The sequence below is a fragment of the Aestuariivirga sp. genome, assembly GCF_037139295.1.
GTDB lineage: Bacteria > Pseudomonadota > Alphaproteobacteria > Rhizobiales > Aestuariivirgaceae > Aestuariivirga.
Map to the genome: position 1 here is coordinate 1 of NZ_JBAXGR010000077.1, position 15269 is coordinate 15269.

Annotated in this window: 12 protein-coding genes and 1 pseudogene; 10 read left to right on the forward strand and 3 right to left on the reverse strand. The window is 57.8% G+C overall.

Going from position 1 to position 15269, the window contains the following annotated elements:
• Positions 1-12: 12 nt before the first annotated feature.
• A complete protein-coding gene (locus tag WCJ41_RS16130) occupies positions 13-282 on the reverse strand; it encodes a hypothetical protein (RefSeq protein ID WP_336906860.1) in 270 nt (89 codons plus the stop codon).
• Between the two features lie 905 nt (positions 283-1187).
• On the opposite strand from WCJ41_RS16130, the gene WCJ41_RS16135 reads away from it, so the two are divergent.
• The 7 genes from WCJ41_RS16135 (at position 1188) to WCJ41_RS16165 (ending at position 11283) form a co-directional block, all read left to right on the forward strand.
• Complete coding sequence (locus WCJ41_RS16135) at positions 1188-2255, forward strand: nucleoside hydrolase (RefSeq protein ID WP_336906861.1); 1068 nt, start codon at positions 1188-1190, stop codon at positions 2253-2255.
• Between the two features lie 1377 nt (positions 2256-3632).
• Positions 3633-6398, forward strand: a complete 2766-nt coding sequence (locus tag WCJ41_RS16140; RefSeq protein ID WP_336906862.1) for a molybdopterin cofactor-binding domain-containing protein — start codon at positions 3633-3635, stop codon at positions 6396-6398.
• Positions 6395-6910, forward strand: a complete 516-nt coding sequence (locus WCJ41_RS16145; RefSeq protein ID WP_336906863.1) for a (2Fe-2S)-binding protein — start codon at positions 6395-6397, stop codon at positions 6908-6910. Before WCJ41_RS16140 ends, WCJ41_RS16145 begins: the two co-directional genes overlap by 4 nt.
• Positions 6911-6920: 10 nt before the next feature.
• Positions 6921-7544, forward strand: coding sequence for an Isoquinoline 1-oxidoreductase subunit (locus tag WCJ41_RS16150; protein WP_336906864.1), 624 nt, complete (start codon positions 6921-6923; stop codon positions 7542-7544).
• Between the two features lie 77 nt (positions 7545-7621).
• Positions 7622-8713 carry a hypothetical protein gene (locus WCJ41_RS16155; RefSeq protein WP_336906865.1) on the forward strand — a complete coding sequence of 364 codons (1092 nt, stop codon included), beginning with the start codon at positions 7622-7624 and terminating at the stop codon, positions 8711-8713.
• 477 nt (positions 8714-9190) lie between these two features.
• Entirely contained in the window at positions 9191-9778 is a 588-nt protein-coding gene (locus WCJ41_RS16160) for a deaminase (protein WP_336906866.1), read from the forward strand.
• Positions 9779-10134: 356 nt separating this feature from the next.
• Positions 10135-11283, forward strand: coding sequence for a nucleoside hydrolase (locus WCJ41_RS16165; RefSeq protein WP_336906867.1), 1149 nt, complete (start codon positions 10135-10137; stop codon positions 11281-11283).
• Between the two features lie 44 nt (positions 11284-11327).
• Here the strand turns inward: WCJ41_RS16165 and WCJ41_RS16170 are convergent.
• A pseudogene (locus WCJ41_RS16170) lies at positions 11328-11468 on the reverse strand (IS3 family transposase); the annotation flags it as partial.
• Between the two features lie 273 nt (positions 11469-11741).
• Here WCJ41_RS16170 and WCJ41_RS16175 point away from each other — a divergent pair.
• The 3 genes from WCJ41_RS16175 to WCJ41_RS16185 all read left to right on the forward strand — a co-directional run bounded on the left by WCJ41_RS16175 (position 11742) and on the right by WCJ41_RS16185 (position 14836).
• Entirely contained in the window at positions 11742-12920 is a 1179-nt protein-coding gene (locus WCJ41_RS16175; RefSeq protein ID WP_336906868.1) for a hypothetical protein, read from the forward strand.
• Positions 12921-12989: 69 nt separating this feature from the next.
• A complete protein-coding gene (locus WCJ41_RS16180; RefSeq protein WP_336906869.1) occupies positions 12990-14369 on the forward strand; it encodes a TAXI family TRAP transporter solute-binding subunit in 1380 nt (459 codons plus the stop codon).
• Positions 14370-14410: 41 nt separating this feature from the next.
• A complete protein-coding gene (locus WCJ41_RS16185; protein WP_336906870.1) occupies positions 14411-14836 on the forward strand; it encodes a hypothetical protein in 426 nt (141 codons plus the stop codon).
• Positions 14837-15071: 235 nt separating this feature from the next.
• Here WCJ41_RS16185 and WCJ41_RS16190 read toward each other — a convergent pair.
• The coding region (locus WCJ41_RS16190) for a hypothetical protein (protein WP_336906871.1) at positions 15072-15269 on the reverse strand (198 nt) is incomplete at its 5' end.

The window sequence follows — 15269 nt, forward strand, 5'->3', positions numbered from 1 at the left end:
ACTTCCCGAAGATCAATGGTCACGCCGCGTAACCCACTCGTTTTTCAAAAGAGCCGTATAAGCGCCTCCTTCGGTCTGAGATGCGTGACGGCCAAAAACATCCTTGCACAGTTTTGAGAGTGCCGCAGTGGGGTGTGTGTTCTGAAAGAAGCGATCAGCCTTTCTGTAAATGTCAGGCCCTTCATTTCTAACGAGTTTTCCGAAGCTTGCCGCGAAAATCGCATCATCGAGTTCGCCATGGCGGACATCATCACGTGGCTTGCTGCCAGCTTTTACACCCATTTCGAATTCATCCCCTCTTGACGAAATGCAAGCCTAGTGAGTTACAAGGAACAGGGCAATCCTCAGACCTAATACCAATCCGCGTTGAAGGTAACTCTGGGTGCTTCACAAATCAGCTGTGAATTGATTCAAGGCGGGAAACAGGGAGCGATCCCATGCCACACTCCGTACCGATTTTGACGCAAAGTCCTGCCGCCTGGCTGAGCCAACGACAGTGGAGCGCAATGCTGCGTACCGCAGAACTACGCTCCAGCACCCGTACCGCGGGTTCTAATCCGACCGAGGGCGAGAGAACCAATGCGAACCAGTACGGATACGCAGAAGTTTTAATGCCTTGAAATACCTCGATATTTTCTGACCGTACTGATTTCGGGGAAGTACGGTCGGAATGAGACGACGGGGCTTCTGAGACCGAATTTCGGCTCTGGCGCAGTCTCAGAAGTACGGTCGCCTCTGCCAAACCCTTGTGAAACCAAAAGGAATTTCGACGCTCATCGGGGCTGTGTGGGAGTTTGCGAGGGGATACTGGCGGAGGAGAAGGTGCTGGGAACCAATACTCTCTGATTGTAAATTGTTGATATTGTTTAGATCGATTTTGGGATGAATTCGAATCCCCTTTGTGGACCCAATCAATTTGTTGAAGAATGGCCCCTGCCGCATGATAATCGAGGAACCTTTGTGGACTTCAGCCCCGGAGACCTTCGTTCAGAGGGCGGCTGAGCTGCCCCGACCGACTTCGCCGCCCGTGTTGGCGCCCAGGCCAATCATGCACTAGCATTCAAATTGGCTGCTAGTTCGGGGCCGATCAAGAGCACGCACGGATAGATAGCCGGCTTCTTAGGAATTCGCTTAACCTTGGATCAGTTAAGCTGGTATCAGCTGAGTTGTTAAGTACGGAGATGTCAATGCACCTGACTTTACTGAGCAGATTTCTTTTCACCCTGGCGGTTGCGACTGGATTGGCGGTTGCTACGCCGGCTCAAGCTGCTTATCTGAAATCGTCTGCCTGCACACTGATCGACACCGACTTCGACATTGACGACATGATGGCTATCCCGCTGATCATTGGGAATCGCTATGTCGCCGCAATCATTACCAGCGAGGGTTATACGCTTCCTGCTGAAGGCGCCGGGGCGCTGTCCCGCCTGATCGCCGAACCAGAGCAACGCTCCATCCCCGTGATCATCGGACAGACTACCAATTTGTCGCAAAGTGAGATTGTCACGAAATGGGGACAGTTCGTTCTTGACTACCGGGCGATGATGAATAAGTCCTTTGCGCTCATGTCGGCACCTCTTCCGCCCTCGCCCCAGACCCGCAAGAATTACGTCAGGAGAGTGGTCGAATCCGTCAAGCGCTGCTCGTCTGTTGACGTCCTAATCATCGGCAGCTTTTCGTCCTTCATCCACTACAGCCCGTCCATTCGTTCGAAGATCAGGAACGTTGTCATCATGGGTAAGCCGCTGCGTGGCGATACAAGCCAAGAGCCCGGAAACTACTCCTTCAATTGCGAGTATGACATGGCCGCCTGCGAGTTGGCATTCAACAAACAACTTCCACGGCTGAAGTACTTCTATGTCGACCCGCCACGCACCGCCCTCGACTCGAACCCAGTCGGCAACCAGGAGTTTGTCTATGGCCCGACACGCGCCATGGTCCAAGCCTTGGAGCCGCGCGGCCTCCCCTATGCATTGAAACAGGCACTTCTGGGCACGGTGCGCGATGGGTCGCTTGGTGCGGCAGTCGACGGCGCCGACTATTGGGCAATCGATTGTTGCTTCAGGGCCGGCGGAAAATCCCTGATGTGGGATCAGATGGCGGCTCTGTTCCTGTTGTACCCTGAGGTCTTCATGAAGGTTGGCGGCGCGGGCGGCCACTATGAGCCAACGGTTACGCCCAGCAGCCTGCGGCAGATGTGGACCGATGCCACCAACAAGTCGGTGAACTACGTGGGCTCCCCTTCCCTTAAGTGACGTCCACCGCGGCGATTGAACAGAGAATGCGGGAGAACGGCGTCGACCGTTCTCCCGTGATAGCTCAGAAAGTGACTGACGCGATGAGGAGCAGGCATGGTTTGAGCGAGCGCATGACTTCGGCGCGGAGTCTGCTAAGTTCTGGGAAGATAGCTCGCATGACAGCCTCGAGACCCAATAACTGGAGCGCGTCTAGCCCAACGATCGATTGCGCAGCGCCGTATTCAGCGAAACCGAGTATTGATCGGTCTGTGCCTACCGCAAATCGAACCTGGCTCGCCGATGGGCCGACATTGGGGGATGTTCTGTGACATGGTCGACATTCTCAGACTGACCTTGGGTGCAGGCCTGCAGCTTTCTTCCGATCACGAGCAGATCGGCAAACGGAAATCATCGCGTTGCGCCACCAGCTAAATGCTTTGCGTCGGAAAGGACCCGAACGGCCGGTATTCGGCAACAAGTATGGCCTGTTCGTGGTGCCGACGATCTAGTTCAAGCTGTTCTTCGAGTTTGTGTTGATGAACCACGACCGGCACAAGATACTACACCTGTCGACGACAGCAAACCCGTCAGCAGGATTGATCGCCCTGCAGCTCACTGAAGCTTTGGGTTGGGACCCCGCGCCACGCTACATCATTCGTGACCGGGACAGTGCCTATGGTGAAGTCTTCAAATGCAGGCTCCGGGCGATAGGCATTCTGGACTGTCCAACAGCCCCGCAATCACCCTGACAGCACGGTTGCTGCAACGTCTAATTGGCTCAATCCGGCGGGAATGCCTCGATCATGTCGTGATCCTTGGCGAACGGCATCTCCGGCGCGTACTGCTTTCCTATGGTCACTATTGTAACGACACCAGAACACATCTATCGTTAAATTAAGGTTCTTTTGTCCGCCGGCCAGTGCGGACTATTGGGAGCATTCAGCCCATTCCACTCCCTGGTGGACCCCGCACCAATACATTGGTATCTGATTTTCGGTGGCCCCCCGCGAAAACCCAGTTCCACTGACCGGACTATGCTTAAGCCGGAGTAAACTGTTGCTCCGCACGCCGGTGCATTGCTCACAAGATTCATTGCACCTATCAAGCAGGCGCCATCATGTTGGAAATATCGCCAACAGGCAAACAGGAAGGGTTGAACACCTGTGCGTGAAAATTGCCGCTAGGCCACCTTCGCGCCAATGCAGCTGAAAACATGAACCACGTCCAAAGAACCACGGCCGATCAATGGGCACGAAACCTGCGCGTGTTGACAATGTGACTTACCAGATGTCACGCGGAAGTGTAACCTCAGTGCGGATGAGATGGTTGCCTGAGATGGATGCCTTCGCCCCGTTCTTGCGTCACATGCCGTGCTCAGCGACAGGAGCCTACCCCATGCGTTTGTCCCGCAGAGATTTTCTAAGGACGGGGAGCGTCAGCGGCATCGCGCTCACGCTGTCGAAGATAGGCATTCCGGGCGCCGCCCTGGCTGAGCAGCCTTCCTTCTTCGAACGCGAGACGCTGAATGGTGCCGAAGTCCCCGTCAGGGGCCGCGTCGATGGTTTAGCAAAGGTAACGGGCGCAAAGCTCTATGTGTCGGACTTTCGCGCCGCTGACATGCCAGGCTGGCCACCACAGACGTCACATGCGCTGCTAGTCCGCGCGACCGATGCGAGCCATGTCTATGATGGGCTGAATCTTGATGCGCTGGGCGCGAATGCTCGTCCGGACGTGGTGGTGACAGCCGCTGAACTTGCAACATCAGGCGTGCGTGTTCCGCACTTCTATGAAGGTAATCTACTCTGCCCCGTGGGCACGACGCCGCTCTATCTCGGACAACCGGTGGCGCTGTTGCTGTTCGAGACATTCGATGCCTATGACCGGGCCCGAACGGCCCTCCGCGACCACAGCCCGCTGCGCTTTGGTGCCGAGACAGGACCACTACCCGGCGCAAACTACGCCACGCTGAGGTTTACTCGCGTGGCAGGTGCTGACGGCGCGCCCGACGTCTACTCACCGCTTCGGGATGGTTGGCTTAACCCGCCGCTCGAGGATAGTGACGGTCGACCGATCTGGCAGCCTGGTCCCAAGACGGACGAGGCCTATACGCGCGGCGCCGCGCTGGGAGAGGACATCCGGTCCGCGCTGGCGTCGCCTGATGCCGGGTTGCTGGTGCTCGACCGGAATTTCGAAACCCAGTCCGTGGACCCGATGTTTCTCGAACCTGAGTGCGGCCTTGCCTGGTATGCACCGGACAAGCAGGCGCTTGAGATCGTTCTGGGCGTGCAGTCACCATACGAGGCGGCCAGTGCGGTGGCCTTCATGCTCGGCGAGGCCGAAACGGCTATCAGGCCAGCACGCATCGACGGGCGCTTTGCCTATATCGGCGGCGGCTTTGGCGGACGTGACCACACGCCGTTTCCGCTCTACGTGGCTCTGGCGGCCGTATTCTTTCCAGGCAAACCGATCCGGTTGGCGCATGACCGCTTCCAGCAGTTTCAGGGCGGCATCAAGCGACATCCCTTCCGCATCCGTTCCCAGATAGGCATCGACAAGACCAGTGGCAGAATTGCAGCCTTTGCAGGCGACCACATTCTCGACGGCGGCGGACTTGCGAATTATTCGGCGAGCGTAGCGATCGTGGGGGCCACGGCAGCAATTGGTATCTACGACATTCCCAAGGTCGACGTTACCACGGTGGCGGAGCACTCGCACGGCGTTACGGCAGGTTCAATGCGAGGCTACGGAACGCTGCAGACGATGACGGCACTCGAGACCCTGATCGACGAGGCGGCAGTCGAACTCAAGATCGACCCGATCGAGTTGCGCCGCCGAAACCTTCTCAAGACCGGCGGCCCCTCGATGACGGGCAACCCGTGGACGGTGTCGGTACGTACCCCGGAGATACTGGACAAGCTGGAGGCGCATCCGATCTGGCGTAAACGTTCCATGCACAAGGCCACCACGGTAGGCACACTCGTCGGCACCGGAACCGCCTGCTGCACCAAGGATTATGGCACCGGAGCCGATTGCTCGCTGGGCCGGGTCGAGCTTGCGCCCGATGGGTCGATCACCATTCACACCGATTCCGTGGAAATGGGAAACGGCATCGGCACTGCGGTGGCACGGCGAATCGAAGCCATTCTTGGCCGTGCGGCATCGGCCGTCGCTGTTGCCCGGATTGACACATATGATGAATTGGAACTCTCCACCACCGGCGATCCCTATACCATCACCCAAGACCAGCAGGACGCGGCCGCGAAAAACCCGCGTTGGGTGCCGGAGATCAGCACCGCCAGCACCGCATCGATCGGGGCTCACGTCGGAACGCAGGCTTCGGCACAGGCGGCACGGATCATTTTCCGCTTCGGCATGTGGCCAGCAGCGCTTGCCCTCTGGGGCATTGCGCCCGCTGATCCACGCGCGTTCCTCTTCGAGCAGGCATTCTGGCAGGGAGAGGAACTCATCCTGTCCGGACTTCCACCGCTCGCGCAGGCCGACGTGGCGGCAAAGGCGCATGAGCAAGAAGGGGTCACGGGCGCGATCGCCCATGCCTTCTCGCGCTGGGCATGGGCACAGGCCGCCTTCCCAATCGACGACATGCAGTGGACAGCGGATATCGACGCCCTGTCCATCCGCCGTGGCAGTGGCAGTTACAAACTGCTTGACCGCAGCTTCGTGTTCTTCCCGCCGACGGACTACAACCGCATCGGCACTTCATTCACCTCGTCCTGCGGCACGGTTGTTCGCATCGAGATCGACCGCGCATCCGGCGCATTGCATATCGTCGAAGCCTACAGCGTGCTGGAATGCGGCGAGGTACTCGTCACCGAACTGGTAGAAGGCCAGGCGCAGGGCGGCTTTGCGATGGGCGTGGGCTACGCCCTGCTCGAAACCCTACCGCGCTTCGAGGATGGTCCCGGCAACGGCAAGTGGAACCTGGGCGACTACATTGTGGCACGCGCCTCGGACTTGCCCATACACAATCTTGAAATTGAGGTGCTGCCGCCCGTCTCCCCAAAGGAACCGCCCAAGGGCATCGCCGAGGTGGTGATGATCCCCATCGTTCCGGCCTTGCTCAACGCCATTCATGACGCCACCGGCCATCGATTCCGATCACTGCCGGTAACGCCCGACATGATAAAGGGAGTTCTGACGTGAGTGCCATCAGCCTGAAGATCAATGGCAAGGATCACGGCCCCATCGAGGTGCGCGACGATCTGTCGATGAATGACTTCCTGCGCGAAGTGTTGGGCATGACAGGCACCAAGTTCGGCTGTGGGGCCGCGCAGTGCTTGAGCTGTGCGGTGATCGTCGACGATCCGGATGGAACCAGCGCTACCATGCCAACCTGCACCGCCCCCGCCATGAACTTCGACGGCAAGAGCATCCGCACGGTAGAGGGGCATGCCAGCAATGGCCAGCTCACCGCGCTTCAGGAGGCATTCATCCGCCACTTCGCCTTCCAGTGCGGCTATTGCACAGCGGGATTTCTCAACGAGGCGCAGGTGCTGCTGGAGCGTCTGGAGCACCAGCCCGTGGCGCGCGAGGCTCTGGAACAGACGATACTCGTAGCACTCGATGGCCATCTCTGCCGCTGCACGGGCTATGTGCGCTACCATGAGGCGGTGCGCGACGTGATCCTCGCTCAACCCGCCCGCTATCTGTTGTGAAGTCCACGCAATGAAGAGCGACTGCAAAAGACTGATACTCGCCTTCCTGTTTTCCTGCGCCGCCATTATTGCGGCGAACCTCATGGCGGGCAAAGCCTTGGCGGGGTCCTTGCGCCTGACGCTCGCACCGGCGGAGAACTTTGCAGGCATAGCCAACGCCAAGGCGCACTCGCTCGCGCTGTTTGCCGAGATTGGAAAGGTACTGACCAGCCCGCGCTGCATGAACTGTCATGCGGCGAATGATCGTCCACGCCAGGGCGACAGCGGCCGGCTGCACCAGCCGCCGGTGTTCCGCGGCCCTGATGGCCTGGGCCTTCCGGCGATGCGCTGCCCGATCTGCCATTTGGCCACCAATTTCGATCCAGCCCGCATGCCAGGCAACAAGCCCTGGCTCATGGCACCCAGCGAAATGACATGGGAAGGCAAGACGCTCTCGCAGATCTGCGTGCAGATGCGCGATCCGAAACTGAACGGTGGAAAGTCGCTGGCGGATCTCGTCCACCACATCGGAGACGACGAGCTGGTGGGATGGGGTTGGAACCCCGGCATTGGCCGCACACCGGCTCCGGGCACGCAAGAGCAGGCGAAGGCGCTGGTTCAGACATGGGTCGACACCGGTGCTGAATGCCCGTGATCACGACCGGGAAAGCGGCAGAACCTGCGGTGATGCGTTTACAGTGCAACATTCAAGCGTGAAAATAGGAGAGACTTGTGAAGCATCTTTTTCTTGGGCTCTTGATGAGCACAGCAATCGCCGCCGGATCGCCAGCCATGTCCTCCAGTCTGGATGAATACCTCAAGCCCATTTCCGGCAACGCGCCCACGCCATCGGCCAGCGAAATCGCGACGCAGAATGTGCTGCGGCTCAACACCTCTATGTTTTCTCTTTACGAGAGCGCAGGGGAAACCTTCCGCAACAACATCCTCGCTCGGCACCCTGTCATACTGGCACTATTCTCTTCTGCTGGCGGGCGCATGGTCCTCTACAAACCTGGCGAGCAGCGCGTCGATGCCCCCCCCGTTCCGAAGGTATACCAGGTCATGAAGTCACTGGGCCATAGCACCATGGCTATCTCCTTAGTGGTATTGCCCTATGTCGGACATCCCGAGAACAAGAGTTGGGTTGCATCCATGCAGGCATACCTCACTGAGATGGAGAGCGCGCGCGAAGGCATCGATGCGGTCGACATGCCCGATGACTGGCGTCCCAACTCGCGCGCCATTCTGGACAACAACATCGCTTTTATGGAAGCCTGCCTCAAGCACGGCATCATCACTGCAGAAGCCGTACAAGCCTTTGCCAAACAACAGGCACCCTTTCTGCGCCATGCCATCGCCTGGGCAGCCGAAACGCAAGTAGCTCACTGGATGAAGGTGCTAGACGGCTGGAAGAAGGATCTGGGTGGAAGCTTCGATGACGCCTATGCGGCAAGCAACACAATCTATGTCGCACGCCAGAACAACGTGCTGTTTAGCGTGCTGGCACAGTATTTCGGCCCCGAAGCAATCAACGACCGCTTGATGCTCATTGAAACGATCTCTTTCACGACGACACCCGAGGACATGATGACGTCGCTGGTGCGCATCATCTCCGACCGCTCGGTTGGCGGTCTATTCTTCAACAACTACCACGTGATGGACTATGAGTTGATGGGAACCGACGCTCGCAAGGCCATCATCGCGGAGATGAAAGCGCGCGGACACGAACCTTTTCTTCCTCCCGCAGTTCCCTTCAATTCTAAGCAATGGCCAGCCCTGGTCTCCGGCGGATCGGGCCCGGCGACACTCGACGAGTTGCGGTAGTCCAATCGCCTAATAATCGTGAGTTGCCCTGATTGTGGATATGTACGATTTTGCGAAACATCCTGTTTCATAGCCCTATTGGGCTAGAAGGTTGTCTTAGATGACCTGGAACGATCGCTAGACTCAGCGCAAACTGACGATCCTGAAGCATGCCGACGAAACGAGGCGTGTAGGGTGCACCTTTGCGATACTTCGGCCTAGGCCTTCTCCTTTCTAGGCTATCTTCTCTCATTTCGTGTGGTTCAGAAATGGCGGTTAGGGAAGGATCACCAAACCCCCGTTGGCCAGGCAGTCCTGGAGGTCATCATTCCACAATCCGCGCGGGAGGCTGCGCAACCGTCCGCAAGAGCACGTCACCATCGCGCCGCGCCCCGCACTCGACGGAACCGCAGACTTTCCATAGTCTCTCACTCGACTTGGTACAAAATGTCGGTCAGGCCAAAACCTCAACTGACGTTGCGTGAGGGAGACGTTCCAATGAGAAGACGAGTTGGTCGACGTGCTGTCATTGCCGCTTCGATTGCGACGGCGGGAGTGACGATCGCAGGAACGCTCGCGCAGGCTGAGACGAAAGCACCGCCCGTGACCCCAGCCGACATGGCACGGCACGAGAAGTACATGCGTCTCGCTATTGAGCAGGCCAACCGCAATCCGGGACGGCCTTTCGGATCCATCATCGTCGACGAGCGAACGGGCAACGTGGTCGGCGAGGGCGTGGTGAACATGGCTGCAAATCCAATGTTTCACTCCGAGGTCGTCGCGATGAATGACTACATCGCGCGCAATGGCAACCAAGGTTGGGAACATCTCACAATGTACGGGACCGGCGAAGCCTGTCCGATGTGCATGAGCGCCATGGTTTGGGCGGGCATCCCACGTATCGTGTATGGTTCCGACACGGCATACGTACGTAAGTACGTGGCCAACATCAACATCCGTTCTGCCGACATCGTCGCCGCCGCGCATCCGCTTTACACCAACAAGCTATTGCTAGGGGGCGTTCTGGCCGATCTCACCGACAAGATGTTCGCCGAGCACGAGGCTTCCGGGCAGAAACCGAAATAGCCGCTAACGACGGTACGGCACTAATTCTGGACGCTTCTTGAACGCCCAAGAGTCTTTTGAATACCTCAACCAGCTTCACCACCCCGTCGGGTTCTCTGCACAACTGCACCTAGCGCGAAATCCTACGCCTGCTAACGATGCGCCCATCTCTTGATCTCAGGACAACTTCGAAGCGGCGCACTTCGGCAGAAACCAGACGAACGCCTACATCGAACCGTCAAACTCGCTGGAAAAACAGAAGTAGGCACCAATGACTGCAACGCTTTTGATGGCTATCTGGATATGCAATAGTCACTCTTGTGTTAGCGCATAGTCGTCTATTTGAGGGACTCCATCATCGGATTGGGACAAGGATTATGTTGATGCCTCTGCCTAGTATTCTCAGTGTCGTTTTAGGTTTCGCCCTTCTTGCACTGCTTCAAGTTGAAAGCGCCACGTCGGGAGGTTCATCAGTTCAAGGTCTAGACGGCCAAATTCCGATTATCGTTGATACTGACATGGGCACTGATGACTGGATGGCACTTTCGTACGTAGTGAGCAGCACCAAGGCCAATTTGCTAGGTGTTACCATCGTAGGGAATGGTCTCGCTCCGTGCAATGAGGGGGTTCGAAACGCTCGATATCTTCTTGGCCTGTCGCCTGAAGACGCCGACAGGCCCGTTGGGTGCGGTTCGACCTGGCCGATGGACGGCTATGCCTCCTATCCGCAATTGTGGCGCAGGAATGCCGCCGACATAATGGGGGAAACTGCATTATCGCCGCAGCATGAAGAAAGCAACGTTGACGGGCCAACGCTGCTGGCTGACCTCCTCGCGAACAGTCCGGAGCCGGTCCTGATCCTCGCCATCGGAAGCATGACGAATATCGCCACGGTCTTAAAGCTTTCGCCCCACTTGAAGAAAAAGGTTAAAGTCGTCGTCTCCATGGGGGGTGCAGTTCACGCCGAGGGAAATCTTCGGGTGCCTGGATTTACCGACACTCTCCGCAATACAAAGGCCGAGTGGAATTACTACATTGATCCGGTTGCAGCCAAGATCGTCTTCGAGAGTGGGATCCCGATTAAGCTAGTGCCACTTGACGCCACCAACCAGTTACCGCTGACGGAAGCATTCATCCGACGCACGGAGCAATTGCGCAAGAATGCGCTCGGAGCATTCGTAAATCGTACCTTCACGTGGATCAGTCAGTCCGTGAACAATGGAGAATACTATCACTGGGATCCGCTGACAGCAGTGATTTCTCTTAATCCCGATCTATGTAACAAAGTCGAACGGCTACATCTTGGAGTGACTACTGACGCGGGCAGTGACACGGGCGTGCCAAGCGGTCAACCGATGAGCTTGTTTCCCTATTCCAGTTTTGAGGGCGAGCGAAGGAAACCCTTGAATGATAATGCTGCGGGTGCAACGGTCGTGTCTTTGACAGGCACCTACGTGGACGTCTGCCTTCAGGCGGACGCGGCAGCGTACGAAGACAACTTCCTCACTACGTTGGGCGCTGATTAGCCTCTCCTGGTGATCGGCCCCAAACGAGTGGACCAGGTTGAATGTTAGTGCATGGGTGGCCTAGGCGCCAGCGCAGTCGGCGAAGCCTGTCGGGGTAGCGCAGCCTCCCGCGCGGACTGCGGAATGAAGACTTCTGGAGTTGGAGGACGATAGCCCAGCGAACCATGCGGGCAGAGGGTGTTGTACGCCTTTACGTTACGCAGCTCGCGTGCCGGCAGCCCCATCCACTAAGTAAAAACACTGCATAGAAGGGTGTACGCCGCAACCCGCCAGATTTAACAGGCTCAAGGTACCCCCGGGATCGTCTCCCTTAACCCGATGCACACAAGTAACTACCGCCATTTGTCTGGGGAACGACAATGGCATATGAAGCCAGAGCTCAGATAAAAGTCCTTCACATGAGAATGCATCCGAGAAGCTTCCTTCAGGCGCTTCTACACTACCTCCGGTACGACCTCGTGGATGAGGTGACCTCGTTCCGCAAGTGGGTGATGTACTATGTCGCCGTCTGGATTTTCGGAGCTCTGGTCGTTGTCGGGTTAGGGATCTACCTCACGACCGCGACCCAGAAGACGGCCGTCCTCGGCAATGCTCAGCTCGGCTCGAGCTACCGCAGCCTCGCAGAATTCTACAGGACGTTTTTCGAGCGTAACGGGCTCCATCTTGAACTCACGGATGTGTCACATATCGGCGAGAGTGCCGATCAACTGGAGAGGGAGGCTGCACCCATCAATGCGAGCTTCATCCTGGCCGGCAGCACGCTGAGCATTGACACGCGAAAGCTTGTTTCTCTGGGCAGCATCAAGCTCGCTCCCGGATGGCTGTTTTACCGTGCCCCTGCGATCGAGGGTGCGAACCCTTTCACCGCTCTCGCCGGCAGGCGCATTTCCGGGGGGCCGAGGGGCAGCTTCTCCAATCGCATCCTGCGAGAATTGTACGACGCTGGAAAGAACCCGGGCGCAGGGCCGGCAGAGATCCTTGAGCTCACCGACAGTGATGGAAAGGCAGCACTTCTGAGGGGCGACGTCGACGCGGTCTGGATGATCGATAGCGCGGCATCCGACAACGTCAGTAGATTAATCAGCCGCCCGGATATTCATCTCTTCAGCTGGGAACTGGCTGATGCCTATCTTGAAAGACTGCCCTATCTTTCGAGGCTGATACTTCCCGCAGGCTACTTTCATATCGGCGATACACGACCCGCCAAGGACGTCAAATTGCTGAGCTCCACCGTGACGCTCCTGGTCGAGGCAGACCTACACCCTGCCCTGCAATGGGGCTTTCTGCTGGCCGCGCAGGAGTACTACGCATCCCATTACGACGAACTCTCCGGGGAGGTGAGCTTTCCCAAGTATATCGACAAAAGCGTGCCCATAAGTTCCGTCGCCGAGCAATACTTCAACGAGGGTGTTCCGACAGTTTTCTCCTATTTGCCAATTTTCTACGCATCTATCGTCGAACGGATCTGGATCTGGCTCGCCGGCACCTTTATCCTAGGTTATCCGACCTTCCGCATGATCAAGAAGTTCCGCGCGTCCACCAGCAAGTGGATCAAAGCGAAGGCCTCACGACAAAAGCGGCGCACGGAGAGGCGTGAACTCAGGAAGGCGCAAACACTGGATGCGACAAGTAAGTAGAAACCATGTGGCAAGGGATCGGAAATTCCCTCATGATGCCACTCGAAATCGACCGATAGAACGATACTGATGAGCAAGCATCCCGAGAATTTCGTCCAGGAACTCTTCTATTATTTTCGATACGAATTCGGAGATGAGCTGAAGTCATTCAGTAAGTGGGTTCGCTACTACCTAATCTTGTGGATTGCTGCGGGAGCGGCTATTCTTGGTCTTTTTGCTTATCTCGACATCGGCACAAACAGCACGGCGGTCCTTGGCTATGCGCAGTCCCGATCGAGCTATCGCGACATCGCCGAGAGCTACGAACGCTTCTTTGAGAAGGACGGTCTGCACCTCGACCTTGCCGATGTTTCGCACATCGGTGACAGCGCCGACCAGCTGCAGAGGGACAGCGCGCCGCTGAATGCCAGCTTCGTCCTGGCCGGCAGCATGATTGAGGCGAACAACGGGCGATATCAGTCCCTCGGAAGCATAAAATTTGCGCCCGGCTGGTTCTTCTACCGGGGTCCCACTATCTCGGGACCAGGCCCCTTCGTTGGCATGGCAGGCAAGCGCGTGTCGATCGGTCCCGCTGGTAGTTTCTCGAACAGGTTCATGCGGGAACTCTATGCACTCGCGAAGCCTCCGGGTGTCGGTGACATTCAGATTCTTGAACTCACGGACACCGACGCCGCGGTCGCACTGCTGAAGGGTGATATTGACGCCATGTGGACTGTCGATGGCATTGCATCGGAGAACATCAAGCAGCTGATCGCCAGCCCGGACCTGCAACTCTTCAGCTGGCAGCTCGCTGACGCCTATGTCGAGAAGCTTCCCTATCTCTCGAAGCTCAAGCTCCCCGCTGGCTACTTTGACATTGGCAATACCCGTCCCCCGACGGACCTGACACTGCTGAGCACGACGGTCACGCTCCTGATCGAGGCGGATTTGCACCCCGCACTGCAATGGGGTTTCTTGCTCGCCGCGCGAGACTACCAGTCCTCGCACTATGATGACCTCTCGGCCGGCGTGACCTTCCCGACATACCTGGACAAGAGTGTTCCCTTGAGCCCCGTGGCGGAGCGCTACTTCAACGATGGGGTGCCGACGATATTCTCCTATCTGCCGATCTTCTACGCCTCACTGGTTGAACGCATCTGGATTTGGCTGCTGGGCGCATTCCTGCTCGGCTACCCAATTTTCCACACCTTCATGCATTACCGAGAGTTCCACGCCCGCTGGAACATCATGCACAACTTCGAACGGCTCCGCAGCTACGAGGAACGCGTAGTCGAGGCTCAGGACGAGGATGAGCTGAACGAGCTGGTTAGCAGCATCAACGCTTTCGAGGCGGAAATCCTTGGGCACTGGGTCGCCGAAGAGAACCTGAAAGACTACTACCTGCTGCGCGCCGCCTTCGGCCGGGCGCGCGAAGCCATTGCGTTCACACAGAAGCGGCTAGCCCAGTAATCTGGCACGGCCACCCACCCAACGTTCAAGGAGGAAATGACATGGCAAAGAAGCCCACGATGTCGAGGAATGCCAACTTAATCGACAGCACGGCAAAGGCCACGCAGACGATTACCAATGCAGTCACCGGCCGGCGCAAAGGCTCTGAGGGAATTTCGATCCACGTCCACGTGGGTGATCTTATCCTCATTGGCTTTGACGAGGCGATTGATGCCGAGGAGTGGGGCGCCAGGGAGATCAACAATGAAGGCGCCGCCGGCTCTGCGCGCTCCTCAGCGCCGCAGGACGCGGAGCCCGAACGCAAGACCAAGAGGCGGATCAGTTTCCGGAAGGGCGACGTGCAGGTGACCGCCGACGAGGAAGCAGAGCCCGCCGGTGCGCCCAGCCGGCGCAAGCCTGGTAGGGCGGCAAGCGCTAGTAAAAAGTCAGCAGCTCCCAAGAAGACGGCAGGCCGCAAGCGTAAGTGAGGCAAGCGAAGTCGCACCGACCCCGTTGGGGGTCGCCGGCCTGTGCGTGTCCGTCGTCAGATAATTTGAGACAATTGGGCGCGTGATCGAAGAGAGGATCTGGCGCATCTGAGTTTGATGTTCTGCGGCCTTGCCGCAGTAGTACAGACGTCGGGGTTTAACGGTTCCGCGTTCAGACGCAGGACTTCCGCGCGGGGAGAGCTTTGGGGGAGGCCTTAGCCTTTTGCACCGCCCCTCAAGTCTGCGTTTTCCGCCTCACCCAGCACCGCTGCTTTAACCACTCATCCCCCTGCCCCCGCCACTCGGCCGCGCGCCACGCAGCCTCCTCCTTCGGCGGCATCCTCTTCGAGACATAGCGCCACGCCTTCGCCAGCCATGCACCGAACTCGAGCCAGAAGGAGGGCCGCTGCGCCACGAGGAAAGCCCCGGCTCC